Source organism: Micromonospora desertarenae (genome assembly GCF_056150265.1).
In genome coordinates this window covers 112,159-136,337 of the sequence record NZ_JAXCFQ010000009.1, presented here as the reverse complement: position 1 = coordinate 136,337, position 24,179 = coordinate 112,159, and the positions used below count along the sequence as shown (strand labels likewise).

The 24,179-nt window shown below is 66.7% G+C and carries 20 protein-coding genes and 1 pseudogene; 10 read left to right on the top strand and 11 right to left on the bottom strand.

Annotated elements, in window-relative coordinates; all coding sequences use genetic code 11:
* Positions 1 to 298: 298 nt before the first annotated feature.
* The 3 genes from SM577_RS19750 to SM577_RS19740 form a co-directional block, all read right to left on the bottom strand.
* Complete coding sequence (locus SM577_RS19750; RefSeq protein WP_474587660.1) at positions 299 to 7,117, bottom strand: RHS repeat-associated core domain-containing protein; 6,819 nt, start codon at positions 7,115 to 7,117, stop codon at positions 299 to 301.
* Positions 7,118 to 7,181: 64 nt separating this feature from the next.
* Positions 7,182 to 10,394 carry a LamG-like jellyroll fold domain-containing protein gene (locus SM577_RS19745; protein WP_474587659.1) on the bottom strand — a complete coding sequence of 1,071 codons (3,213 nt, stop codon included), beginning with the start codon at positions 10,392 to 10,394 and terminating at the stop codon, positions 7,182 to 7,184.
* A 536-nt stretch (positions 10,395 to 10,930) separates the two neighbouring features.
* Positions 10,931 to 11,383, bottom strand: a complete 453-nt coding sequence (locus SM577_RS19740) for a hypothetical protein (protein ID WP_474587658.1) — start codon at positions 11,381 to 11,383, stop codon at positions 10,931 to 10,933.
* A 460-nt stretch (positions 11,384 to 11,843) separates the two neighbouring features.
* Here SM577_RS19740 and SM577_RS19735 point away from each other — a divergent pair, with 460 nt between their 5' ends.
* From SM577_RS19735 to SM577_RS19725, 3 genes are read left to right on the top strand one after another with little or no spacing between them, the layout of a single operon-like run.
* On the top strand, positions 11,844 to 12,332 hold the full coding sequence (locus tag SM577_RS19735) for a hypothetical protein (RefSeq protein ID WP_474587657.1): 489 nt from the start codon (positions 11,844 to 11,846) through the stop codon (positions 12,330 to 12,332).
* 10 nt (positions 12,333 to 12,342) lie between these two features.
* On the top strand, positions 12,343 to 12,660 hold the full coding sequence (locus tag SM577_RS19730) for a hypothetical protein (RefSeq protein WP_474587656.1): 318 nt from the start codon (positions 12,343 to 12,345) through the stop codon (positions 12,658 to 12,660).
* Positions 12,661 to 12,678: 18 nt separating this feature from the next.
* On the top strand, positions 12,679 to 13,428 hold the full coding sequence (locus tag SM577_RS19725) for a hypothetical protein (protein WP_474587655.1): 750 nt from the start codon (positions 12,679 to 12,681) through the stop codon (positions 13,426 to 13,428).
* Positions 13,429 to 13,456: 28 nt separating this feature from the next.
* On the opposite strand, the gene SM577_RS19720 is transcribed toward SM577_RS19725, so the two are convergent.
* Positions 13,457 to 14,092 (bottom strand): hypothetical protein, encoded by a 636-nt coding sequence (locus SM577_RS19720; RefSeq protein WP_474587654.1) that lies wholly within the window; start codon positions 14,090 to 14,092, stop codon positions 13,457 to 13,459.
* 66 nt (positions 14,093 to 14,158) lie between these two features.
* Here SM577_RS19720 and SM577_RS19715 point away from each other — a divergent pair, with 66 nt between their 5' ends.
* The 3 genes and pseudogenes from SM577_RS19715 to SM577_RS19705 all read left to right on the top strand — a co-directional run bounded on the left by SM577_RS19715 (position 14,159) and on the right by SM577_RS19705 (position 15,704).
* On the top strand, positions 14,159 to 14,416 hold the full coding sequence (locus SM577_RS19715) for a transcriptional regulator (protein WP_474587653.1): 258 nt from the start codon (positions 14,159 to 14,161) through the stop codon (positions 14,414 to 14,416).
* A gap of 304 nt (positions 14,417 to 14,720) precedes the next feature.
* Positions 14,721 to 15,082 (top strand): annotated as a pseudogene (locus tag SM577_RS19710) (multicopper oxidase domain-containing protein); the annotation flags it as partial.
* Between the two features lie 448 nt (positions 15,083 to 15,530).
* Positions 15,531 to 15,704 (top strand): hypothetical protein, encoded by a 174-nt coding sequence (locus SM577_RS19705; protein ID WP_474587652.1) that lies wholly within the window; start codon positions 15,531 to 15,533, stop codon positions 15,702 to 15,704.
* Between the two features lie 16 nt (positions 15,705 to 15,720).
* On the opposite strand, the gene SM577_RS19700 is transcribed toward SM577_RS19705, so the two are convergent.
* Positions 15,721 to 16,083: an ArsR/SmtB family transcription factor gene (locus tag SM577_RS19700; protein ID WP_474587651.1), complete on the bottom strand. Its 363-nt coding sequence runs from the start codon at positions 16,081 to 16,083 to the stop codon at positions 15,721 to 15,723.
* Positions 16,084 to 16,783: 700 nt separating this feature from the next.
* On the opposite strand from SM577_RS19700, the gene SM577_RS19695 reads away from it, so the two are divergent.
* Positions 16,784 to 17,824: an endonuclease/exonuclease/phosphatase family protein gene (locus SM577_RS19695; protein ID WP_474587650.1), complete on the top strand. Its 1,041-nt coding sequence runs from the start codon at positions 16,784 to 16,786 to the stop codon at positions 17,822 to 17,824.
* Between the two features lie 21 nt (positions 17,825 to 17,845).
* Here SM577_RS19695 and SM577_RS19690 read toward each other — a convergent pair whose 3' ends face one another.
* Both SM577_RS19690 and SM577_RS19685 read right to left on the bottom strand, forming a co-directional pair.
* The gene (locus SM577_RS19690) at positions 17,846 to 18,061 is read right to left on the bottom strand and encodes a hypothetical protein (RefSeq protein ID WP_474587649.1); all 216 of its coding nucleotides are present in this window, start codon (positions 18,059 to 18,061) and stop codon (positions 17,846 to 17,848) included.
* Between the two features lie 638 nt (positions 18,062 to 18,699).
* Positions 18,700 to 19,011, bottom strand: a complete 312-nt coding sequence (locus SM577_RS19685; RefSeq protein WP_474587648.1) for a hypothetical protein — start codon at positions 19,009 to 19,011, stop codon at positions 18,700 to 18,702.
* A gap of 187 nt (positions 19,012 to 19,198) precedes the next feature.
* On the opposite strand from SM577_RS19685, the gene SM577_RS19680 reads away from it, so the two are divergent.
* Positions 19,199 to 19,396: a hypothetical protein gene (locus SM577_RS19680; RefSeq protein WP_474587647.1), complete on the top strand. Its 198-nt coding sequence runs from the start codon at positions 19,199 to 19,201 to the stop codon at positions 19,394 to 19,396.
* A 132-nt stretch (positions 19,397 to 19,528) separates the two neighbouring features.
* Here the strand turns inward: SM577_RS19680 and SM577_RS19675 are convergent, their stop codons facing one another.
* Together SM577_RS19675 and SM577_RS19670 are read right to left on the bottom strand one after the other, a co-directional pair.
* Positions 19,529 to 19,879, bottom strand: coding sequence for a histone-like nucleoid-structuring protein Lsr2 (locus SM577_RS19675; protein WP_474587646.1), 351 nt, complete (start codon positions 19,877 to 19,879; stop codon positions 19,529 to 19,531).
* 256 nt (positions 19,880 to 20,135) lie between these two features.
* Positions 20,136 to 20,813 (bottom strand): HNH endonuclease family protein, encoded by a 678-nt coding sequence (locus SM577_RS19670; protein ID WP_474587645.1) that lies wholly within the window; start codon positions 20,811 to 20,813, stop codon positions 20,136 to 20,138.
* 284 nt (positions 20,814 to 21,097) lie between these two features.
* Here SM577_RS19670 and SM577_RS19665 point away from each other — a divergent pair, with 284 nt between their 5' ends.
* Together SM577_RS19665 and SM577_RS19660 are read left to right on the top strand one after the other, a co-directional pair.
* Positions 21,098 to 21,322, top strand: coding sequence for a hypothetical protein (locus tag SM577_RS19665; RefSeq protein WP_474587644.1), 225 nt, complete (start codon positions 21,098 to 21,100; stop codon positions 21,320 to 21,322).
* 198 nt (positions 21,323 to 21,520) lie between these two features.
* Positions 21,521 to 22,588 carry an ATP-dependent DNA ligase gene (locus tag SM577_RS19660; protein ID WP_474587643.1) on the top strand — a complete coding sequence of 356 codons (1,068 nt, stop codon included), beginning with the start codon at positions 21,521 to 21,523 and terminating at the stop codon, positions 22,586 to 22,588.
* Positions 22,589 to 22,757: 169 nt separating this feature from the next.
* Here the strand turns inward: SM577_RS19660 and SM577_RS19655 are convergent, their stop codons facing one another.
* Positions 22,758 to 23,333, bottom strand: coding sequence for an NUDIX hydrolase (locus SM577_RS19655; protein WP_474587642.1), 576 nt, complete (start codon positions 23,331 to 23,333; stop codon positions 22,758 to 22,760).
* A gap of 52 nt (positions 23,334 to 23,385) precedes the next feature.
* Positions 23,386 to 24,168 carry a thiopeptide-type bacteriocin biosynthesis protein gene (locus SM577_RS19650; RefSeq protein WP_474587641.1) on the bottom strand — a complete coding sequence of 261 codons (783 nt, stop codon included), beginning with the start codon at positions 24,166 to 24,168 and terminating at the stop codon, positions 23,386 to 23,388.
* Between the last annotated feature and the right edge of the window lie 11 nt (positions 24,169 to 24,179).

Sequence of the window (24,179 nt, the reverse complement as noted above, 5' to 3'; positions counted from 1 at the left end):
CGACTTCACAGACAGCGAGAATGCCGGGTACATCCTGTACTCGGGCACATAGTATGTTGCCGTACTCGGCTCGAGCACGACCAGGTGGACTACCTGATCATCGTGAACAGCTGCTACCGCCGTCAGAGCGGGCCAGAAGTCCGCCGCAAACAACGCTTCGTATTCACAGAATAGCGAGGTTGACGAAGGCCTCCTGAACACCATATCCGGCAGACGAGCATGAATATCGAACGCCCCTGCAACAGCCTCGCGAATTGCCTCAAACTCCTGAGGACTTGACGCCAATTTAGAACTCAATTCAACCTCCCAGCCGGATCTTTAGAGTGGCCTTCTTAGCACCAGCTGGCGTGAACTCTGCGGTCCAACCATCATAGGTCTTGGCGTTACCTCGAAGTGCGTACTTTGCGCCGTCCTTCTGGAAGATTTGAACATTACCATCCTTCGACACCGACCTGCTCCACCCATTCGACATCAGGGTATCACCAAACTCCTCATGACCGACGCCAGTAAGCCTGTTTGCGATACGGCTATTTGGATCGGTAATGTCCTCGTACTTACAAGCCCCTGACGTATTGTGCACGAGCACAGAGGCGTTGCCGACTATCACATAGTAGGTGTGAATTCCTGCCACGGTGAGGTTGTAAAGGATCTCATCGCGACCGAGCCCTTTCGCCCGTTCCCCGACCTGCACCGTACGGTTGGGCCACGCAGACAGAAGGTCACCCGGAACTAGTTCCTTGGCTCGACGCCATTGCCGATCAGCTTGGCTCCAGAATGGGTGATCTTCCGTGGTTTCGATCGCGCTCCCGTTTTCCAGACGCAGTTCATAAAGTCGGTCCTCGTGGATCCATACATGAGTGACTTCGCGCGCGCCCTGCTCGCCCGTTTCGGGGTCTCGAGCGATGACCATGTCGCCGACTCGAATTGCATGTAGAGGCTTGGCGCTTCCGTCGGCCATGAGTACATTTGTTTCGCCGGAGAAGCTGCAGAGGGCTCTGGCGCCGTCTGCGGCTGCCCCGCCGCCCTTCACGGTACCCTTCAGGCCGGTGGCTACTTTTCCGCCAATTGGGACAAGGCCGACGGCGGTCCATGCGCAGCCTCCGATGCTCCCGTTGAAGCAATCCACGGCGTCGTTGACGCCGGATACTTCGCCTAGGAAGTTTTCGAATGCCGCCTGGTCTGCTGCCATCATTTGGCTGCAGATGTCGCCGTAGTTGTAGCAGAAGACGTCCCAGCGTGCGCGCTCGAGTTGGACCGCGGTGAGGTTGCTGATGTGGGTGTTGTAGTACAGCTGCGCCCAGACTTCGAGTGTGACGTAGCCCTTCCCAGGCGCGTCGCGCCCGTCGGGCATTTCGTCTGTCCAAGTGTCGGGGTCGTAGGGATCCTCGTTAACCGGAAGCTGGCCGCAATTGCTGAGGGGCCAGCAGCCTCCGCGATCTTTCCGGTCGCGATTCTTCTTCTCGTTGCCGGGCTCGTATCCTGGGCAGCCGCCGGGGATTTCAGTGCAGTCGGAGTCGATGAGGCCGGATGGGTCGCTGAAGGTTGCGGGGTTGTTGTGGGAGTAGGCGTAGCCGTTCCATTGTTGGGGGTCGGCCATATTGAGGATGGGGTCGACGGAGATGAACTTGCCGAGTTGGGGGTCGTACTCGCGAGCGCCGAGGTGGGTGAGTCCGGTGTTGTCAGCGGTTGCGCCGAGGAAGCCCTTGTCCATGGCTGCGGGCCATGCGGCCGGGGGAGCTCCGCGGTCCCCGCCGAAGGGGTAGCTGCGACGTCGGGTGGCGGTGAGGGTGGTGTTGTTGATGGTGGCCTCGGCGGTTCCGTGGTGGTCGCTGGCGATCCAGTCGAGGCTGCCGGTCGACGTACGGATCGCGATCGCGCCGGTCGGTCCGCTGTAGTAGCGAGTTCCGATGGCGGTGCCCGTTGTGGGTTTGCGGACTTCGGTGCCGCCGGGCAGATAGAGCGTCGAGCCAGCCGGGTCCCGGCGAATGATTCGATTACCGTCGGCGTCGTAGACGTAGCTGGTTGTGCCGGTGTCGTCTGCGACCGCGAAGAGTCGTCCCTCGTGATCCCAGGTGAGTTCCTGGGTTCCGTTGGGCCCGGGTCGGGTTTTGGTGTTGCCGGTGTCGTGGTAGGTGAAGTTTTCGCTCTTCGTGGCGGCGCCGGTGGTTTCGACGGCGGTGACGGCGTGCGGCCGAGACCCGGGGGTCCCTCCTTGGGCGGGGTAGGTGTAGGTGCGGGTGGTGGAGGTGGTGTTGTGGTGGGTTTCGATGTGCCGGTTGTCGGTGCCGGGGTAGTAGGTGTAGGAGTGCCAGTACTTTGCGGGGCCGCCGAGACTATCGATGCTGCGTTGAGTGGGTGTGCAGTCGCCGTTGGCGGGGGTCCAGGCATGTGTGAGCCGGCGCAGGTAGTCGTAGTCGTAGCACTGGGTGTCTGAGGTGCCGCCGGCGGGTGTGTCCTTAATCTTTTCGAGGTTGCCGACGTTGTCGTAGCTGTACTCGAAGTTAAAGATTTCGGGCTTCAGCTCGGGGGTGGCGGTGGTGTTGGTCAGGCGGCCGGTGTGTGGATCGATGATGTGGGTGGTGGCGGTTCGCTTGCCGAACTCTCCGGTCATCTGCTGGCTGAGGCGTCCCTGCCTGTTGTACGTCGCGTCGTAGAGGTAGATCTGGGACGGGGAGAAGATGCCGTTGAGCAGGCCGACCTCGTTGTAGGTGTAGGTCAGCTTTTCCTTTGCCAGGCCGGCGGCTGCGGGTTGTTCGGCGGTGGCGACTTGGCCGTTGGCTCGGTAGGTCGTGGTGTAGGTGTAGGTGCAGGGGGTGAGTGTGCCGGATGCGCAGAGGCCGCCTTCGGAGGCCGGGATGGTGACGCTGCTGGAGGTCGGTCGCCCAGCGGCGTCGTACGCGGTGATCTCGCTGGTGTAGGCGTTGGTCGAGCCGGCTGGCTCGTAGCGAGTCGACCTGGTCAGTTTCCCGATGCCGTTGGTGAGCGTGTCATACGTCCACTCGGCGCGCTTGGGTCCCGTGGCGGAGCCTTCGTGGACGCTGGTCGTACGGCCGAGGTCGTCGTACTTGTAGGCGAGCACCTTTTCTTCGGCGTCGGTCGTGGTGGTGAGTTCGCCGGCGGTGTTGTAGGTGTAGGTGGTGATGCCCCGGTCGGGGTCTTCGTCCTTGATTTTGCGGCCGCGCTGGTCGTAGTGGTAGCGCCATGTGTTGCCGGCGGGGTCGGTGATGGTGGAGGTTTCACCGCGGTCGGTGTAGCGGTAGTGGGACGCGTCGAAGGTCGCGGGGTCGTCACTGCCGACGTCGGCGCGGTTCTTGTACTGGCGCAGGGTGGTGGTCTTGCCGCGGGCGTCGGTAATGGTGGTGGTAGCGATGCCGCCCTCGGGTGGGAGGGTGCTGGTCTTCTCGCCGTTGTAGGTGGTGACGGTGCGCCACTTCTCGTTGTAGGTCTCGTTCACACCGACCTTGAAGATCGAGTTAGTCAACCGGCCGGCGCCGTCGTAGATGTTCTCGGTTAGCGCGGGGATGGCGGGGGTGCCGGGGCCGCCGTAGAGGGTGGTGTTGGGCGGGGTGTTCGTCGTGTCGTAGTACGGGGCCGAGGACCACTCGAGCAGGCCGCGCGAGTCGTAGACGGTGTCGGTCACCGTACGGCCGCCCCCTGGTGCCTGCGTCTGAACCTGGCGGGCTCGCAGGAGCCCGTCATACAGGGTGATGGAGGTGGCGTAGGTGCTGGTGCCGACGGGCATCAACGTCTTGGTGGTGATGGCGGTGGGCGCGGTGTTGCGGACCAGGTAGGTGTATTCGGTGCTGGGACCGTTGGGGTAGCTGGTCTTGGAACGTCCGGGTAGCCACACCTTGGTAAGGCGTCCGAGTCCGTCGTAGGTGAGGTCGGTGCGGATGCCGTTCGCGTCGACCACAGCGGTGGGGAGGTGCCAGGCGCTGGCGTAGGTGATGGTGCTGGACTGCTGCAGAGGGTTGCTGCTGGTGATCGCGGTGACGGGGCCACCGCTGGCAGGGGTGTAGGCGGTGGTCGAGGTGCGACCGAGCGCGTCGGTGCTTTCGGTAACGCGGCCGATGGCGTCGTGCTTGGATTGGCCGACGGTTGCCCAGACGGGGGTGGTGCCGTCCCAGTAGTCAACTACTTCGACCTTGGCGACGTTGCCCTTCACCGGGAGGTAGGTGTCCCAATTGTTGGTGTCAGCGTCGTAGGTGGTGCGGACCGACGCCAGCATGTCACCCGGCAGGGTCGGGTTGGAGGAGCAGTTCACCCCGACCGTTTCGGTCTTCTTCGGCAGGTCGAGCATCCAGGTTGAGGCGTTACGCGCGTACCAGGTGCGGGTGCAGGTGTCGTCGTCGGGGGTTGACTCGTCGCCGAGGTTGTCAACTTCCGTGGGAAGGTTGTCGGCGTTGACGGTGGTGACTGTCTTGGTCCAGCGCGTGGTGCCGTTGGACATCTTCATGCGGCTGCGCACCGTGTCGGTGTAGGTCATCCACGCCTTGAGCGGCCCCGACGTCGCCGTGGGTCCCTGTTTACCTGGAGTGGTGATGGTGCCGGAGATCCATGTTCCACCGGCGCCTAGCAGGGTCGTCTCCTCTCGGATCGTGCCCGAGTAGGCGTCATGGTCTTCGACTCTGCTGCCTTGGGAGTCGGTGATCCACACGTCGCGAGGGGTGCCCGTGGGTGGGTCGTTCTCGTCGTCGCCCGCGCCGGGTTGCTTGTCGCCGTCCATCCCGCGGAAGTACAGGAACTCCGTCGCGGACTGGACGCCAGACTCGAGACCGGTGCGGACACGAACCTTGCCGTAGCCGCGGAACTCGCCCCAGGTGCGCTTCTCCTCGTCGGTCAACTCCGAGTCGTCGTAGCGCCAGGCGGGGGTGTCGAGGTAGTCGTAGTTGGTTTGCTCGTGGCTGAAGCCGCCAGTGTTGTCGTACACGTCGACGCGGTCGACGCGGTACTTGTGGAACCAGTCCAGGACGGGTTCGACGCCCTTTGGGCCGTAGTACTGGGGGTAGCAGCGCTTGGTGTTGGCGTGCACAGTCGGCAGGGTGCTGCGGGTGCATTCGGTGGGCGAGTAGGTGACGCTGATTTGCGCACCGGTTTCGGTGGTGATGGTGTTGATGCGGTAGCGGAACAGGTTCGACCGGCCGTCGGCCGAACCGCCGTCGACACGGTTGGCGAGGGCTTCTTCACCTGGATCGAAGACGATTTCCGGGTCGCTGGCCTCGGCGCCGCCGGCGGTGGTGACCTTGCCGGTGCGGGTGATGCCGGCCAGCCACATGGGCTTGCCCTCGTTGGCCCCTGACTGGAGGTAGGTGTGTCGCAGGGTCCACCACTCGATGTCCTGGTAGGTGGTGCCGGTGCCGGAGTAGACCTGCGCGCGAATGCGGGACAGGCGTTTGGCGGTCCAGAACGTGGGCGAGAGTTGCTCGGTGCAGGGGGTGGCCTTGCAGTACTGGTCCCAGGGGGTGTCCAGCCAGGACGCGGTGACCGGGTCGGTGCCGGACCAGCAGTTGCTCTCGCAGCGGTCGGCGGTGTCGAAGAGGATCTGGGCGGCGGGGCGGGTGGTGGAAGGGTCGTCGGTGCGGCTGCCGTACTCGATGCGGGTGAGGTAGCCGCCGCGGTCGTAGGTGGTGCGCTTGTCCTTGTCGCCTTCGCGGCCGTAGGCTCCGCCTTCCTTCTCGTAGAAGTAGGTCATGGAGTTGCCCTGCGGATCGACGACCAGGTCGAGGTTCCACCGCCATGCCTGCGTGGTGCGGGACCCCGCGAAGTCCCCGGCCGCATACCCAGGCTCGTCGGGATGGTTGCCGTACACCGGCAGGGTCCATGCCGAGTTCGTCGCGGTCGTGGCGGACGATCCGCCCTGCCCGCGGTTGCGGCCGAAGAAGTACTGGGTGCCGTCAGGCTTGGTGAGCTTCCAGTACTCGCCGTCGGCGTCGCCGTTGTCGAATTTGGTGTCCGTCAGCAGTTCAATCTTCGACCCATCGTCGGCAACGCCTTTCCAGGTGTTGCCGGTCGACATGACCAGTTCGGTGGCCTTGCCATTCAGCGATACGGTGGCGTTGCCTTCCGGCTTGTACCAGCACTGGTCACCGCCATAGATGTCTTTGTTGTTGGGTTCGCCGCCCCGGATTGCCTTCTTGTCGTCCGCACAGGCCTTGAACTTCCGTTCGATGAAGCCCGGCCACAGCTCCCACCCGTCACCGATCCACGAGCCCTGCGTGTTCGTGCCGGCCGACCGCCCATCAACCGATGAGGACGAGTAGGACAAGGCCAAGCCCGGCTCGGGACCCCCCATAGCGGGCGGGTCATTGACCGGGTACGACCAGGAAAAGTCGCCGGTCTGCGCCGACACCTGCCACGTCGCGGCCGGTGACAGGCTGGTCGCGGAGTAATCGCCGTTATCACCCGAGGCGGCCGCGGCCAGGGCGACGGTGGTGGCAGTGCCGGTGGCAGCGAGCGGCACGGTCGCCGACACTGTTTGAGACGTCAGGTCGTTGCGGCTGGGCAGCTGTTTGCCGTCGGCCAGCGAGATGACGCGAAGCCGTGAGGCCCAGTCACCGCCGTACGCCCCGGCGAAAGCCGAGTAGTCAAAGTCCACCTCGACCACACCAGCCTGCCGGCGTCCGTCGGTACGTGCGATCCTGGCTACCAGCCCGGAGACACCGGCACGTGCGGTGGCGGCGCGGTCGGCAACCTCAACTTTGACCCGTGCGACCGGCACCGCGTCCCGGCCGGCGGCGTCGCGCGCCGCCGCTCCCGGCGCCGATGCGGCCCGAACTCGGACCGGCAGCGCACCCGCCGCGCTGGTGCCGTCGGAGGTGCGGGCTGTGGCGCCGGTCAGGTCGACGGTGGCGGAGCCGCCCGCCGGCCAAGTGACCTTGGCTGGTGCTTTCGCCTCCCGGTCCTTCGCGGTCCAGGACGGGCGCACCGTGTGCTTGACCGGCGTCACCGCAATACCGGTGGTCTCTTGTGGCTTCGGCGGATTCCATGGCGCTGCCGCTGCCGCGTCAGCCGGCACCTGCGCGAGGGTCGCCGCGAGAACCAGGGCCAGCGCGCCGGCGATTCGGCCCCGCATCGTCGGGCGTCGAGCGGTGAGGGGCGTGGCATCAGCAGACGTCACGGGAGTTCCCTTCCTGCGAGAGGTGAAGGCAGGCATAGAGCGTTGGGATGAGGTCATCGTGGGATCACAGCGCGGCGTGTCGGTTGATCTCGGTGGTGGCCCATACTCGCTGCACGGCGTAGACATGATCGAGGCCACCAATCCACCTTCCGGCGTTTCCGAAGCCGCGTCCCATCGTGAACGCTCCGGTGGCGGACCAGCCGCTGCTGTAGGGGAGAGTGACTTCCGTTCCATCGACGTTCGCGGCGCCGTTGACATAGAGCCGCATTTCGCCGGCGGGTTTGTCGTAGACGCCGACCAGGCTGACCCACACGTCTTGAGTGACCCCGTCGGTGGTGCAGGCGTTGACCTCGTCTGCCGTCGCGGAGTCCGAACGGGTGAGGGTGAAGCACCAGGCTTGGTCCGCGACCGAGTCGCCGTCGACGTCTCGATCGTTGCGATAGCCGAGTCGGAACATCTCCGTGGTGCTACCCAGCTGGGCGAGGGCCGTTCGTGCAGTGGTCAAGTTGGTCAGCTGTACCCAGGCGGCCACCGTGAACCCGGCGGTATGGCTGGTGTTAAGCACTGGTGATGCGGTGGTCAGGTCGCCCGTCCCATCGAGAGACACCGCACCGTCGCCGACACGTCCCGGTGTCAGCGGCGCTACGCCGGTCGGGCTGTGCGCTGCGGGGACGGTATCCGGCACTGAGGCGGCATTCCCTGGAGGGTCGTTGTCGAAGGTCCAGGTCCAACTGCCGTCACTGGGGTTGACCAGGAACTGGTAGATGCGGGGGTCGGACGTCGCTCCCGCCTCGTTTCGCGCCTGCACTGACAGCACATTGAGAAGGTCGCTGGTCGGCGTGATCGTCTGGGTGGTGTAGGTGAACAGGAGCCGTCGCACGGACAGGTCGTCCCAGTACACCGGCTTGCTGGTCTGCCCTGTGGAGAAGCCGTTGTAGAGCCGGACAAACGCCTCTGTCGCGTCAGCAGGAACCTTCAGGGTCAGGGACAGTCGTTGCCAACCGTCGGTAACCGTGGCCTTCGCTGAGGCGACCTCGACCGTGGTGGTACCGGTCTTGTAGAAGGCGACGATCCGCAAGCCGCGGCTGGTCCCGTAGGTGCCCGTGGTATTCAATCCCGTGCTGGCGGGAACGTAGATCCAACCGGTGATCGAGTACCGCTGGCCAGCGTACATGCCCAGCCGCATGCCCCCGTAGTCGCCGCCAAGCGAGGCGAACGTGTCGCCCTGCGACGCCGTGGGCGTCCCACCCGACGCCAGCGGCGTCACCGTCAAGGACTCCCCGCTGTCATGCCCCCGGGTGGTGTCCCGAGCGATCGTGGCATTGTGGCCCGAAAATCCCGTCAGGTCGGTCGACACCTGCCGCTGATTGAGCGTGAGCTGCTCCGCTTGAGGCACACCCGCGGGCACGGTCACCGACGGTCCATCGTTCAGGCTGTAGACGTACTCCTCAACGCCTCCGACCAGCGGCTGGCCGAAGGTGAAGGTTCCCGCCTGGCCGGGGCCGCCGTTCCACGTGCCCGTCGATGCCTCGGCGTATGGGGTGCCGGTCACGGTCGGCGCAGCCGGATCGGAAGTGATCACGTCGAAGTAGAACCAGCCGGACCAGCCGCCGCAGGTGTACGAATCGCACGCCTTCGCCCGCCATGCGTAGCTCCCATCAGGCAACGTGGTGCCGGACAGCGGAACGACACGCCACGGCTTCGCGGTACCCGACACAACACCAGTCAGCGCGGTGCCCGATCTCGCTTTCACCGTGGTGCCGGTCTGATCGAAGACCTCGTACTCGGCGCGCAGCGTGCCGCCGTCCGGATCCGACACCGTCGCCGACAGCTGCGGCTTACCCGAGCGGACGACCGCCGGCGAGGCACATGACGAGTAGCAGGAGTCCACCGCTAGCCCGGTCGGCACGTTCGGCGTCCGGTTGTAGACCACCTGCACGTAGGGCTTCTTCGACGCCTCTGAGGAGTGGAACTTCTTCCACCCGCTGTGGTTCGTCTCGCTGCTCGCGCGCAGCCCCACATAGGCGACATCGTCGTCGCCGGTGAAGGCCGTCTGGAACACGTCCTTCACTGAGGCGGACACCCAGTCATCCCCGCAGTTCGAGTTGTAGCCGGCCGTGCCACTCGATGTGCCGTTGTGCTTGATCCACGAGGGCTGGCTCCCCCACCGCACCGAGGAGTTGACTGCGCCAACTCGCCACGTCTGCCAGGACGCCGCGTCGCACTGCCAGGAGTAGAAGTTCCACAAGAACAGCTCCGCCGACAGCACCGTCGTCCCCGAGTAGCCGCCCAGATTGCGGAAGCTCAGAAAGGACCGGGCGAGACACCCACTACCACAGCCCTCGTCCGCGTCATCGCTATAACCCAACCGCAACTCGTCATCGCCGGACTTGTCCGTGCTGGAGATCGTGTCCTGCACATACGTGTCGAACGAGGGACTGAAGTTGATCGACGGGTCGATGGTCACCGGGAAGGTGAGCCCGGGATCCTCGTAAAACTCCTGGTTGGGACGGAGTACCAGCTCGGTGCGGCCGCTGACCACCTCAGTCGACACATCAACAGGGGCGTGATGCAGCGGCTCGCCCGCTTCCGACAGCCGCGAGTCCCACATCTCCCCCTGCGACACCGCCACCGGCGGCTCCGGCCCCGTCAACCTGCTCGCAGGCGCTGTCTCTTCGCCCTGGGACCAGGGCATGCTCACCGTCGCCATGCCCGCCGCGGCCTGCGGCGTCTTCACCACGAACGAATACTGAAAGCCGGTCGGTCGCGCCTCGACAACCAGGTCCACGTCCGGCTTCACATCTGGGTAGAGGGCCTTCGGTCCGTCGAGCTGCGGCTCCGGCAACGCTCCGCGCCAGCCCAGCGTCGTCCGCTGCGCACCTGGGCCCACACGCACCAACGCGTCAGACTCCGCCGACCTCGCGCCCGACAGCCACAGCCCATACGGGTGAGCCTTCGGCGCCACCGACCCGTCGGCCTTCCGCTCCAGCGTCAGGTCAACAGCAACCCAACCCGTCGCCGACGCCACCCGCACCGGCGACGAATGCATCTCCGCCCGGAACGTCCCATCCGGTTGCGCCCACACCATCGACGTCGGCGAGGTCAGACCCGTTACCAGCACCGGCTTGCGGGACCGATACGCCAGCGCCATCGCCGACGACTCGTCCCCCGCCTCCAACTGCCCGGCAGGCCGCTGCTGTACCAGCGGTGGCGCCGCAGCCAGCACCGGCTGAGCGACAGCCACCGCTTGCCCCATCGCCACGGCCAGCGCCGCCACGACAGCCAGCGACCACCTACCCCGACCCCCGACCCGCCGAACCAGGACAGACCTCACCCACGTATCCACAGCAGCCCCCGTGATCAAGCTGGAAGATCACGGCGACCTTAAAGATCCCTAAGAACAGGTGTAAAGACCCGTCACAACCTGACACCACAAATCGGGCAGGTAGGTAGAAGACTGGCGACATGGTCGCCCACCGTAACTATGTTGACTGCGATACGCACTGACGCGACTTAGCCTGTGCCACCCCGGCCCGTTAGGCAACGTAAGGGCCGACCACGACAGCTGCGCCCTCCACACCAGCGATCAGCCGGATGGAAAACCCGGCAACGCTGAACGAGAGGCGGCGCCTGCATCCGCCGGTCCTCGAAGACGGCCGCATGGAGTTCCTGGACGACAGGCGGCGTTTGGAGCCACCGCGAACACGGCCGGGCTCGAAGCAGTCGTAGCCCACTGCTGACACCATCGAGCCACTGCGGGCCGAATCGGATGTGGGAACGCCCCGGCTTCGTGCCATATCGACGCGGCCAAGTTCAGACGTACGGTGACCACTCGAGGTATCCGCCGTTGACCATGCCTTCCGACAGCACAGAGAGATACTCGTAGATAGTCTGCCCGAAGCATACGGACCACGAGTTCGCCGCAACCCCGGACGATGGGCATTCCCACTCCCCCAGGAATTGGCCGTTCTCGTTTCTCAGGTCGGTATTTGCCGTCGCTGAGTAGAGGCTGGATCGGTTGTTGCGAACGATCACTGCCCCCTGTACGTATTGCCCGCCGGGTGAGCGGATCGCGCAGGCTTGGGCGACCACGTTGATGGCGACCGTCCCGGTGACGCCGCACTTCCACGTGCTGGAGCTGGAGGTGATCGGGTTGGTGTTGCCATAGGCACGCCACGCGCCTCTCTCCGCGGCTGCGGCGGGGTGGGCGGTCACCAAACTCAGCCCTAGAGCGGCAGTGGTAACGGTTGTCAGCCCCGCGATCACCCGCGTAACCCGCATGTTGATCCCCTCTGGACTCCAGTATTGGGCCGGGCGGCCGAATCGACCGCGATGGGAGTCAGTATGGCCCGTTTCGGTTGATGATCGATGACAGACGATTGTCAGTCCGTGCCGGGGTAGGTAGGGCGTGCCTGACAGTCCGATATCAGGATCTGGGTGGTGGTCGGAGGTGGCCGAGCGATCATGGGGTCCCCCAGTGGCGGGGGCTTGTCGTACGGTGGTGCTTGCTTGGTTGTGGCAGGCGCATGTGGGCCGCGTTGGTCGGTGTGATGGTCGGGGGAAGATGCAGCGCGACAGACGCAACGTACGCCTGTCCTTGGCGAGTCTGGACGTCCTCGGAGACGACGCCCAGTTGCGCGCTAACGCCGAGGGCGCGCTCCAGGAGCGGGACGCTCACCAACTGACCGGCCCGCACGCCGGGCGGGATCAGACTGGGACGGTCACCGTGCTCGTCGGCGACGACGGCGAGGTGCGGGAGGTGACGGTCAGCCGGGACTGGCGCCGCCGGGTCGGTCCCGCTGCCGTCGGGGACGCGGTGTTCGAGGCGTACGCGAGGGGGGTGCAGTCCGCGCTGGAGGCCGCGGCCGCGCGACAGCTGCGGCGCGAGCCGGTGGTGGTCTCCCCGGCCGTCTCCGGGCCGGAGTCGGCAACCGCCGATGAGGTGGATGAGCATCTGTGGCTGCGTCGGGTGTGGCGCACCCTGCACGACATTGACACCGACCTGGACCGGTTGGCCCGGCAGCCGGAGGCGGTCGCCGAGCAGACCGTTACCAGCCCTCACGGAGGCCTCACCGCTCGGCTTCGGGCCGGCAGCATCGTGGCTGTCGCCGGCGATCCTGACCGGGTTGCCGGTCTGGACGCCGGGCAGTTGCAGTTCGAAGCCCTTTCGCTCTTGCGGACCTGCGCCCTGGTCCGTTCCCGGGATCGATCGTGAGGTGCCCGCGATGAAGGAACTGAACGTCATCACCGACGCGGTCCGCGACGAGGGCGGCAAGTGGTTGACCCTGTCCGATCGGATCGCCGCCATCAAGACCGCAGCAGAGCAGCTGGACCTGGACGCGTCGGCGTTTTTCATCGGGGACGCGAACACGCTGATCCACTCGATGGCGTACCGGGACTTCCACGCCTTCATGGTCGAGGTTCTCGGTGGGGCGGTGGTGGAGTTCGAGCAGGTCGGGGAGGCGCTGCGGCGGATCGCCGACGAGTACGACCGCGCCGATGAGATCATTTCGCTCGATCTCAACAAGATCTACACGGCCTGACCGGGAGGACACGAGCACGTGCAGCCAACGACGACTGACCTCGAGTACGGCGAGCCGTTGAACAAGGCGTTCGACCAGATCCGCTCCGGCATCGACACCGCGGTGGGCACGTTCAACAAGATCGTCGAGCAGGTCAACGACTGGAAGTGGCTGCTGGGCCCGGCGGCGCTGTGGTGGATCAAGCACAACCTCGATAGCGTCCGCAACGCGTTGGACGGTGTGCTCGACCGGGTCGACCGAGCGTTGGAACACCAGATACCCGTCCTGTCATTGATCAATATCAGCTTCCGGTGGGTTAACGACGTGAAGACGCCTGTCTCCGAGCTGTCGTTCGTCACCACCGAGCCGGTGAACGAGAACCTCGCCAAGTGGACCGGCGACGCGGCGAGCGCCTACACCGCCAAGGCGGTGAAGCAGAAGGCCGCCGTCGACGAGACGGTGCTCAAGTCGGAGTTCATCAGCCAGTGGCTGTTCAACATCGCTAAGGCGAACGTCGACTACGCCGTGGAACTAGCCAAGATCGTCACCGGGCTGGCGGGCAAGCTCGTGCAGGCCGCGACCGAGGCGGGCACGGTCATCGATCTGCCCTGGGCCATCTCCACGCTCGCCAAGTCTGTCGGTGACCTGGTCACCGACGGCCTCGACACCCTGCTAACGATCGGGCAGCGGTTCGTTGACGCGTTGGGCAACGTGCGGGACATCGCCACGCAGGTCGGGGACCACTCGAAGCTGCCCGGCGGTCAGTGGCCGCACGCGGTGCGCGGATAGCGCCTCCCGCCGCATCGCGCGGGTGGGTTCAGGCCGTCGGGATCGCCGCCTGCGTCGCGGTCAGGATGGCCAGGGACTTCTCGGCCAAGGTCTTGGTGGGGGTGAACGAGTCGCCGCCCACGGCAAGCCACACCTTCACCACCAGGTTACCGCTTCGGGCATGCACCATGTACTCGGCGTACTTGAACCCGGGACTCGACTGCTTGGTAAAGGCCTCTGCCTCCTCCCCCACCCCGGTCACCGAGCCCGCCGGGGTCATCCCCGTCGCTTGCCGCGTACCCCGATACAGATGGCGGGCCTCGTTCGCGGTCGCGGGCGTGGACGCCTCGATTCGCAGGTTCGCCTGGTGTCCCGTCCTCGTGCGCATCTCGAACAGGCAGGCCGCGCCGGGTCGCCCGACTGGCGGCTTCGGGTCGGCGCGCGTCACCGTCAACTCCAGGTCCGCCAGCGGCGCCAGGTTCGTGCGTGCGCACAGGTCCAGTCCGTCGGCCGCGTAGGAGGGCCCGGCGGCTGATGAAGGGCTGGCCGGCGCAACTGTCGACGGTTGAGTCGTGGGTGCGGCGTCCGGTGGATCCTCGACGCGGTCGCATCCGCCGACCCCGGCGACGGCGACGAGGGCGGTGAGAGTGGCGGCCAGACCAGAGCGACGCAGCGAGTGACGCACGCCATGACCGTACCGGCGGACGGCCCCGGAGGACGGCCCGTCAACGATCCGGCTACGGTGCAGGACGTGGGCCCGCAGGAAACACCCCAACAGATCATGCGCACCCGCACGGTCACCGCCGAGGCGGTCCTCGCCAACCGCGTCGACCTGCGTGGCTACCCCTACCGGTTGCTGTCGGTGGCGGTGAACCGCGGTGTCGGAGCGGACCAGGTGACCCAAGCTCTGGCCGCGGCCGAGGCGCTCGAGGCGACAGGCTGGCAACTCGTGACGATCACCGAGATCGGCAGCAACAGAACAGTCCACGCCATCCTGCGCCGACGTTGACACCCGCCCGCCTCCTAGGGGCAGGGGTGAACGATTCCACTGATTCGCAGAGCCAGGTGTCTAGGCATGGGCCTAACCGGCCGCGGGCTTAGCTGTCGAAGGCGTCCAACGTTGTCAGGCTCGCGGTGCAGGCGGTCGCCGTCCGGGTGCGGCATCCCATCTGTCGGAACCAGATGTGGGCCCAACAGCCAGGGCAACCACCCGTGAAACCCCCCTCATACGGACCGTCACAGCGAGACTCGCTCATGACAGCACCGCCGCGCCGGCGATTGCCGTCGCCGCCGTTGTCGACCGAGGAGATGCCATGACACCCGCCATCACCCGCCGTCGGTTGCTGGTCGGATTGGCGGGCACGGTGGGGCTTGTCGGAACGGCTGCCAGCGCCTACCGGGCCGGCGATGCCTTCAATCCTCGGCAAGCGAGGCCGCAGCTCGACCCGACGTCCCGCGTCGAGGCGGCCCGACGCAGTCCTGACGCGGCCACGGTGGCCTCGTCGCTGAATCCCCGACCGGTCACCATCGACCTGGGCGGGCAGCAGGTGCGAACCTGGGCTGCACGGACGACCTGCCCGGTCCGCTGATCAGGGCTCGCGCCGGTGATCTGATTCGGGTCGACGTGGTCAACGACCTGCCCGCTGACACCAGCGTTCACTGGCACGGCACGGCGCGGCCGCTGCCGGCTGCCGGCCCAGCCGCATGCCCTGACCACGCACGAGCCCACCGTCTTCGCGGCGGTGAGCGGGGACGAGATCGTGGCGAGCACCGACGGCGGGACTACGTGGACTCGCCGCTACGCCCTGGTATAACGCGCGCTCCCAGGGCAGGCGGGCTCCCGGCGACCCGTTTGGTCGCGAGCGTCGCCCTGGCCACTCGCGCCACGGTCGCCACGATCAAGGTGGGCGATCAGCCGAATGGAATCAGCTACGCCTCCCGGACTCCCGCCCCCGGTCGAACCCCGACTGTCGGTTGTCCTGTCCAGCCCGTCGGCAGCCGGCAGCCGCACAGATCACGAAAGACACGCTGCCCGTTTTTGAGCCGCAGGCACCGCCGGCAACCGCTTCCGCGAGGCTGAATGCTCCCCTGGCGTTCCCCGAGGTGAGCGGCACGACCGCAGGATGGACGCGACCTGTGTACTGGTGGTCGACGACGAGCAGAGCCTGGGCACGGTCATGGCCAGCTACCTGGAACGCAACGGCCACGAGGTCAGGTGCGTGTTCGACGGGTTCTTCCGGCGTGAAGGCCGCTCACGCGCAGCGACCGGACGCCGGGTCAGGCGGCGCCGGCGGTGACCTTCGATGGCGCTGGTCAGCGGGTCTTCTTCGTTACTCGCTTGCGGGGTGGCGTCAACAGGTCGGCGATCGTGGCGATGGCGGACGGCACCAGGCGGTAGTACGCCCAGACGCCGCGCTTGTCACGCTCGAGCAGGCCGGCCTCGGTGAGGATCCGCAGGTGGTGACTGACGGTCGGCTGGGAAAGTCCGAGGGGCGCGGTGAGATCACTGACGGACGCCTCCCCCTGCGGAGCCGACTGGATCAGGCTGAGCAGTCGCAGCCGAGCCGGGTCGGCGAACGCCTTGAGCACTCCCGCGAGCCGTTCGGCGTCGGCGCGTTCGATCGGCTCGCCGGCGAGGGGCGAGATGGCGGGCGTCGCAGTCTTCACAGTTCCCACGTCTGCATCGTTGCAGCAAACACCATGGATCAGCTGGTGAACGAGGGCAGGATCACCGTGAGTTCGTGTAGGAGCCCACCGCTTCTACCGTCTCGGCTGGATGATCTACGGATCGAGGGAGGTGTCGAGCGTGCCCGGCTCGTGTGACGTGGTGGTCGTTAGGGGTGGGCAGGCGGGGTCTGGCGGCGGGGTACTACCTGCGCCGCGCCGGTCTGGAGTACGCGTCCTCGACGCCCAGTCGCATCCCGATGGTGGTGGCGGTAGGGCTGGGAGGCTGCGGCCGGATCCGGCGGGCCGGAGCCGCGAGATGCGTCACGAGATCGAGACTAAGTTGCGGCCCCGGCAAGCCGTCCGTTCAACCTGATGAGTCGCTGACCTCAGTGGGTGAGCACCTACAAGGACCTGCTTGGTGTAGTCATCGCAACCGTCGCCGTGGGCCTGTCGCTTAGCACCGTGCTTGTGCAGCGGAGCCAACAACGACGGGATACCTACCGGCCCATGCACGAACAGCTCATCTTCCCTACACAAAGCCAAGGTAGCGCCGGAACGCCGTCAGGAGGGGCGTCTCCGAAGCCAGCCGCCGCCCAAGCTGACGGCGGCGTACTGGCGGCTTGCTGATAGTTGCCGGTCCACTAAGCAGCACAGACCGTATCGTCGGGTTCACGTAGGGAAGATCGAGCGTCAGAGTGGAAAGTCGGCGGTGGCGGTGAGGATTGCGACGTTCAACGCCAACAACCTGTTCTCCCGCTGGTCGTTCCAGGCGGAGCTTCCTCGGTCCCTGGCCAAGCCGCCGGTGGCTGAGATCGCTACCGGCACAGCGGGCGGGACCGGCACGCCGAGCGGTCAACCGTCGGTGGTCGAGGTGGTCCTGCCTGACGGCACACGGATGAGCGGGGTGCTGCGCACGTTCCGCGGCAAGCTCGTCCAGGGCAAGGATCCGAAGGCTCGGGCGTGGATCGCCCGGCGTATCGCCGCACTCGACGCGGACGTGTTGTGTTTGCAGGAGGTCGAAGACCAGGACGCCCTGGACGCCTTCCACCATGACGACTTGCGTCCCCTCGGCGTCGACTACCGCTACCGGGTCGTCGTGGACGGCAACGACCCTCGCCGTATCGACGTCGCGATCTGCTCCCGGCTACCGATCACCCGTGTCAGCTCGTGGCGGTTCTGGCCCGACTCTCAAGGGGAGCCGGTGTTCGGCCGGGATCTGCTCCAAGCGCAGATCGCCGCCCCGGACGGCCGACCGCTGCACGTCTTCGTCAACCACCTCAAGAGCAACTTCATCGCCGACGAGCACACCCTCACCCCCGACCAGGTCGCCGCCGCCCGTGAGGACATCGTCCGGCGACGTACCGAGCAGGCCACGGCGATCAGGCAGATTCTGCGTCGGCAGCGGCTGACCCGCCGGGTCGTGGTCACCGGCGACCTCAACGACGAACCCGACGCCGCCAGCCTCGGCGGCCTACGGCAGGTCAGCCTTACCGAGCAGATTCACCGGGGTTCCACGGTCGCCGGCCCCAAGCGCAGCGGCTCCTTGGTCGATGACCAGTTCGCCGACCTGTCCCCCACCATGTGGACGCACCGTCACCGCGCGAAGGGCGTCACCACATTCGCCCTCTACGACCAGATCTGGACCAGCCCGGACCTGACAGTCACGGCCGCGCACGTCATGCGCCGCACCCAAATCAGCGGTGACGGATCCGACCACGACCCCGCCTACATCGACCTCGACCTGCACTAACCGCCAGCAGGTCGCCTGCGGCTAGAGGTCCTCGCGCCACGAGTGAGGGCCGATGCTCTTGCCGTGGCCGCGGAGGTAGGTGCCGTAACCGCTGCTGGAGACGTTCCAATGGTGGCGGCAGTACGGCGCGTCGCAGGGCCCGCAGAATCCGGCGTCGTCGTAGAAGTCCGCTGTTCTGACCAGGGTGTAGCGGTACGGCTCGGCGAAGGCTGCGGCGATCCCTATCGCTTTCGCCATGTTGACCGGTCGGCCTCCACCAGACGCGGCTGCGGCAGGCCAGCGCGGTGAGCGACCTGCCGCATCCATGTGCGCCGGCGTGGTCGCCACCCCCGGCCGGGGCCACCAACCGCACATCCCGTACCGGGCCACCGGCGACGCGTTCGGCTTTGGCGGTGACGCGGGGCAAGGTTGCCGCTGTCAGCTCGGCAGCCTCGACACGCGTTTCCTCGACCGTGATGACGTCGTCGGCGGGGAGGCGCGGTTCGGCACGAACCGCTGCGGCTGCCCGGCTGCGCCCTGCCACGCCCGCTGCCCCGTCCAGACCTCACCATCGGCGGACACGTAGACAGCGCTGGGAGATGGGTCGTCCCGTCGAAGGACAAGGGGGCGGCGTGGCCGCCGGGCCAGGCGAGCATCGCGACCGTGGTGGTGGTGCCGCAGTCGATCGCCGGCCGCGCCTCCCCCGCCTGCATACGCATAGCCAAGCATGAGTATGACGCCCACGTCATCCCGTCACTACACGCCGGATCCGCCCGTGAGCTTGGGCCTCGCCAAGCGAAGCCGGCTCGCTGCCTGGCACCAGCGTCCTTGGAGACATCCGATGCCAGCGAGTTCGGCCCGAGGATCGGCTGTCAGCGGGGCGGCGTTGTCAGGTGTCAGATCCACCAGCGGTCCTCGAGGTAGCCCGCGTGCCGGGCTGCCTCCCACTCCCGCATGCTCGGGTATCGGTCACCGCAGTACCGCCGCCGCAGGTGGTCGGCGAACGCGGCGCGCTCGCCGTCGGTCGCCAGTCGGATCCCGCGATCGCCGTCTCCGGCTTGGAGCAGGTAGCTGCCGTCTGGGTCGATCGTCATCGTCACCTCACCGCCGCGGGGCTGGCCGATGCGTACCGCCAGGTAGGCGAAGTAGATGTGCCGGTAGTCGAACTCGTCGTGATGCGAATGGATCCAGTCAAGCCACTGATCCACCTCAGCCAGGGTGTACGGATCCACGATGCCCCTCCCCACGCGTGGCGCTTTCCATGATGCTCACGCATGTCGCCCACCCCAAGTCTCGCCGCCACTGAGCGGCTGCGACTGCGGCGCCCGGTGTGTTGCCTCGGCACCTTGGCCGTTCTCGCCACCGCGAAGGAGCTTCGCGTGGTACGTCAGTCAGGTGCAGGTGTTGTTGCGTGGCGGGCCTTGTGATGGGCGAGTCGTCGTCGGCGGAGGCGAAGCTGTGGTCTGCGGTTCCTGCCTCTACGAGCGGACGTCGGACATTGGCCGCTCTCGTGGGCGGGACCTGCGCGTGTACCAGCACCGGCCGGACTGCTGTCAGCCGTACGGGCGCGGCGCGGAGGATCGCTGCGAATAAGCGGAGCGCTAGGAGGGCGACACGCATGCCCGGGAGGTACGCCTGTCTGCCGGCGCACGACGCTGCCAAGTCGGCGGTTCGGGGCCAGCTGTAAACGAGGCCTGCTGGCAGCGCCCTGAGTTGCCCGTCTGCTCAGCGGTTGTTGTAGGCCTCTACCACGGAGGTCGGGATGCGGCCCCGTTCGGAGACTTGGTAGCCGTTCTCGGCGGCCCATTCGCGGATCGCGCGAGTGTGAGCACGACTGCTGCTGCCGGAGGTCGCGGGACGCAGCGCGCGTCGCGCCACCCGACCCGAGTCGATGCCGCCCCGCCCCATGCGCCGGCCCGCGGTGATGTACACGTCGAGGGCCTTCCGCAGGGCGCCGGCGTTGTGGTCGGACAGGTCGATGGCGTAGGCGGCACCGTCCAGGCTGAATTCGATGGTCCGGTCCGCCGGTCCTCCGTCGATATCGTCGGTCAGCACGGTGATCATTTTCCGAGCCATGGCGGTCACTCCCGGCGAATTCGTTGGTTGAGCTTGAACCGGGGGGGAAATGGTACGCCCCGCCTGTTGCACCAGCGACAACCGGGGATCGCACCGATCCGCATAGGTCGACGATTGGCAGTTAAATCTCGACGAAGATGCTCCATCGAACGAAAGCTTCCAGGCGTTGAAGACGACCGACGGTTACTCGTCCGGCGACGAACGTCCTGGGGTCGGCATGGCACGGTTTATGGATAGCCGGGAGCAGGGTGCGCGGTCAGGAGCTGCAGGTGTTGAGCATGCTCTGCAACGCCGACTTCTCCGACGACTGCAGCGTCAGGCCCCAGCTGTACTTCACGGTAATCCACATCTTGCTGTAGGTGCAGCGGTAGGACGACAGCGGCGGCTGCCACGTCGACGGGTCCTGGTCGCCCTTGGCCTGGTTGACGTTGTCGGTGACCGCGATCAGCTGCGGACGGGTCAGGTCGTTGGCGAAGCTCTGCCGACGGCTGGTCGTCCAGGAGTTCGCGCCCGACCGCCACGCCTCGGCCAACGGTACGACGTGGTCGATGTCGACATCGGAAGCGGCGTACCAGGTCGCCCCGTCGTACGGGCTGTACCAGCGACCGGAGATGGCCACGCAGGAGCTATCCACGACCACGGAGGTGCCGTCGCGCTTGAGGACCTGCTCGCGGGTGTTGCAGCTTCCGCTGATCGTGATCCAGTGCGGGAACAGGTCCCGCGAGTAGCCGCTGGTGGATCCCTGCGCCGCTACTCGCAGGGCGTTGAGTTGCGACTGTGCGGTGGCTTTCGAGGGGATGCCCGGGGGCGTGGCCGCAGCCGCTGTGGCGCCGACGCTGACGAGGCCGGCACCGGCGACCATCGCCATCACGGTTACTGCGACGCGGGTGCGCCGTAGGCCCAACTGCGGTGCGAAGAGTCGAGCCAGTCTCATGGGAACCTCCTGAGCCGCCCGCGCGGAAGTTGACGGTCTCCGATGAGTATGGCCGCGGTTCGGTGATTTCGTAACAGGCGGGCAACCACAAGACGAACGATCGCGGCGGCCCTCGCCGTGATGTTTGGCCCTCGCTAGGGAGATCGATCCCTGCGTATGGTGGCGACGGCCGGTGGCAGGTACTCCGACCGCCCTTTCTGGGTCGCCGAGGGGCCGAAATGGCCTGCCGCGGAGGCTGTGGCCCGCGGTAGCCCGCAAAGGATGAAACAGAAGGGGGACGGCTGATGCCCGCAGTCGAGGCGTGGTTCGTTGGTGGTCCGATCGACGGCCGCATCATGCCCGTGGAAACCGGCGCCGACGGGTCCCTGCCCCACGCTGTCGACCTACCGCAGACAGGCGCATACGTCGGCGCCATCGACCAGGCGGGCCCGGTCATCCACTACCGGTACGTCCGGCAGGGCAGCGACGGCGAGCCTCCCACCTTCCGCTATGCCGGCCAGCTGCCGTAGGTCATGATCCGCACGAAGAGGCGCCTGGCACGTGTCCAAGCGGTCCCCGACTGCCCCAATGGTGGCCTTGGCGCCCCCGCCGCTGGCATCCGCCTGCGGCCGTAGGCATTCGTTGTCGCGGATCTTCACCCGAGAGTGGTCGTCGCTCCCCCACGATGATCTGCAGGGGGCGGACATGATCAGCGTTCACATCCCGCGGTGAGCCCGGCCCACCGCCGGGCGGAGGCGGGCGCCGAACCGGTGCTGCGCCGGCCGGTCGCGCCGATGCTCGCCGCGCCGGTCGACGAAGTACCCGAGGGCCCAGAGCTGGTTCACGAGCCGAAGTGGGACGGGTGGCGTGCGATCGCCTTCCGGGACGCCGACGGGGTGTATCTCCAATCCCGGGCCGGCCGCAACCTGACCACCTACTTTCCTGACATCACCCGGGCCGTTCGCGCGGTCATAGCACCGGGGACGGTGGTCGACGGCGAGTTGATCGTGCTGCAGGGCGGCCGAACGAACTTCGCGCAGCTGCAGCGGCGCGTCACCGCCGGCCGCGACCTGCTGCACCTGGCCCGCGAGTGCCCCGCCCACTACGTGCTGTTCGACCTGCTCGCCGACCCCGGTGGACAGGTGAACCTGAACCGCCCGCTGTCGCAGCGGCGCGGCCGGCTAGAACAACTGCTCTCCGGCGCGCCAGCGCAGCTCACCCTCACCCCGCAGACCGCGGACATGCGGCAGGTCGCGGACTGGCTGACGCACTGGACCGTCGCCACCGGCATCGAAGGCGTTGTCAGCAAACGGTCGACCGGCCGGTACGAGCCTGGCCGGCGCGGCTGGTGGAAGTACCGGACCCGGATCACCACCGAGGCGATCGTCGGTGGCGTGACCGGCAGCCTCCGCGACCCGGACACCGTGCTGCTCGGCCGGTTCGACCGGCGAGGAACGCTGCGATACACCGGCCGCACCCACCCGCTGAACCCCACACAGCGGCCAGAGCTCGCGGCCGCGCTGTCCCCGGTCCGCGCGATGCCGCGCCGCGGCGCAACGGCGCATCCCTGGCCGCAGCCACTGCCGCCGTCCTGGTCCGGGCAACTGGACCGGCCCGAACCACTGCCATATGTACAGGTGGACCCCACCACGGTGGTCGAGATCGACGCTGACGTAGCCTTCGAACACCAGCGGTGGCGACACCGGGTCCGGTACATCAGGACCCGGCCGGACATGTCGATCTACGACGTGCCGTTGCTGCTCGGCGAGGAGGAGGGGTACTTCGGCGAGAGGTGAGCCCAGGGCCAGGCGCAGGCCGGGTCAGTTCGAGCGCCAGGTGAACTGGCCGTGGGCGGACATGGTGCCTCCCCTGGGGCATCGGTGAGTCGGATCCGCGCTAACGGGCACGCAACGGGCACAGCGATCGAGGGATGAGGAGATCAGGCTGGTCTCCCTGCGATGGCGCTTACCGTCGCGCGAAGGATCCCAGCTTGCCCAACATCCGGCCCAGGTGCGGTTCGACGGTTGCCGGGTCGGCGTCCGCCACCTCCTCCGGCGTCCACCACCGAACGCTGCGGAACTCGCCGGAGTCGGGGACCAATGTCTGATGGCGGCTGCCGCTCAGCAGGAACCAAAGACTGACATCGACGTGCTGCTCCTCTCGCGGACCAACCGTCCGCGTGACGGTGAGGAAGGTTGGATGCTCGCCGAAGCGCGGATGGAACACTGCCGGCACACCCAGTTCCTCCATCACCTCCCGACGTACCGTCTCGGCTGGGTGCTCTCCGGGTTCAACGTGGCCGCCGCTGGGCAGCCACATTCCGGCTTTGCGATGGTCGACCAGCAGCACGCTGCCGTCCGTCTCGTCGTGCAGCAGGAAGTACGCCACCAGGTGCGGCGATGGAGTACGTGGCTTCTTTCTGCGGAAGATGTCGTGGGTCTCGGCCAGCCAGGCCAGGCACTCTGCCTGGTGCTGTGCCTCCAGCTCGTCTGCTGGCGTCAGCGCCTCGACCAGCGCCCGGATCTCGTCGTGCACCTGCACTCGGAGGAGGCTGCCAGCCGCGCCTAGCATCGGTCAATCCCTCCTGGTGCGTCTAGCCTTGGTCCGGCAGGTGTGGATGGGGCAGGCCGAAGATGGCGTGCTGGGCCGCTTGGGCGAGGGTGGCTTGGGTAATGGCGGGTAGGCCGAGCCTGTTCCAGTGGAAGATCACATGCAAGGCGATCACTGCTCGTAAGCCACGGGTGAGCCCGCCTCTTTCGCGTTGACGATGGAGGGCTGCGCCGGCGTTCTCGAATGCGGTGTGCCAGGTGGAGGTGATGCGAGGCGCACCGAGCAGCAGCCGCCGCACGTCTCCGGTGAAGCTCTGCCACGTGCGGACATCGGTTGCGGGTGCTTGGTTGAGATGTGCTGCGCGGTGCTCGACGACCTGTGCCCAGACGTCGCCTTGCTCGTTGAGGTCCAGCCCTGCTGCGCGCATCAGGGCGGTGCACAAGATCAGGGAATGTTCGCGCCGGGTGCTGGGGAGCTGGTGGAGGTAGGTGAGGAGGTGGCGGCTGTCGTGGTGGAACAGCGTGTGCGCGGTGGTCATGGCGTCGTGGCCGCCGAACGCGTGAGTTTCGGGTTCGTAAATGTCGCTGGTCCAGTTGACCCCTTCGGTGAGTAGCGGGCGGGCGTGGTCTTCGCTGTCTGGGCTGTTTGTGGGTTGGTAGCGGATGCGCCAGGCGCCTTTGCGGATGAACCACCAAGAGGTGATCAGGCCGTCGGTCTCGGCTTTGGGAAGCACTCGGCTGAGGTGGGCGATTCCGTGTTGTTCGCGCTCTCGGGCGGTCTGGCCGGGGTAGGTGATGTTGGCCTGTTGCCAGGGGGTGTGGTCCACGGCAGCTCTTT

Bases quoted from the DNA above. Each gene is read 5' to 3' on its own strand.
- SM577_RS19730 (WP_474587656.1), top strand. From the start codon at position 12,343: ATGAAGGAACTGAACGTCATCACCGACGCGGTCCGCGACGAGGGCGGC.
- SM577_RS19705 (WP_474587652.1), top strand. From the start codon at position 15,531: ATGGACGCGACCTGTGTACTGGTGGTCGACGACGAGCAGAGCCTGGGC.
- SM577_RS19665 (WP_474587644.1), top strand. From the start codon at position 21,098: ATGCCCGCAGTCGAGGCGTGGTTCGTTGGTGGTCCGATCGACGGCCGC.
- SM577_RS19690 (WP_474587649.1), bottom strand. From the start codon at position 18,061: ATGGCGAAAGCGATAGGGATCGCCGCAGCCTTCGCCGAGCCGTACCGC.
- SM577_RS19675 (WP_474587646.1), bottom strand. From the start codon at position 19,879: ATGGCTCGGAAAATGATCACCGTGCTGACCGACGATATCGACGGAGGA.
- SM577_RS19670 (WP_474587645.1), bottom strand. From the start codon at position 20,813: ATGAGACTGGCTCGACTCTTCGCACCGCAGTTGGGCCTACGGCGCACC.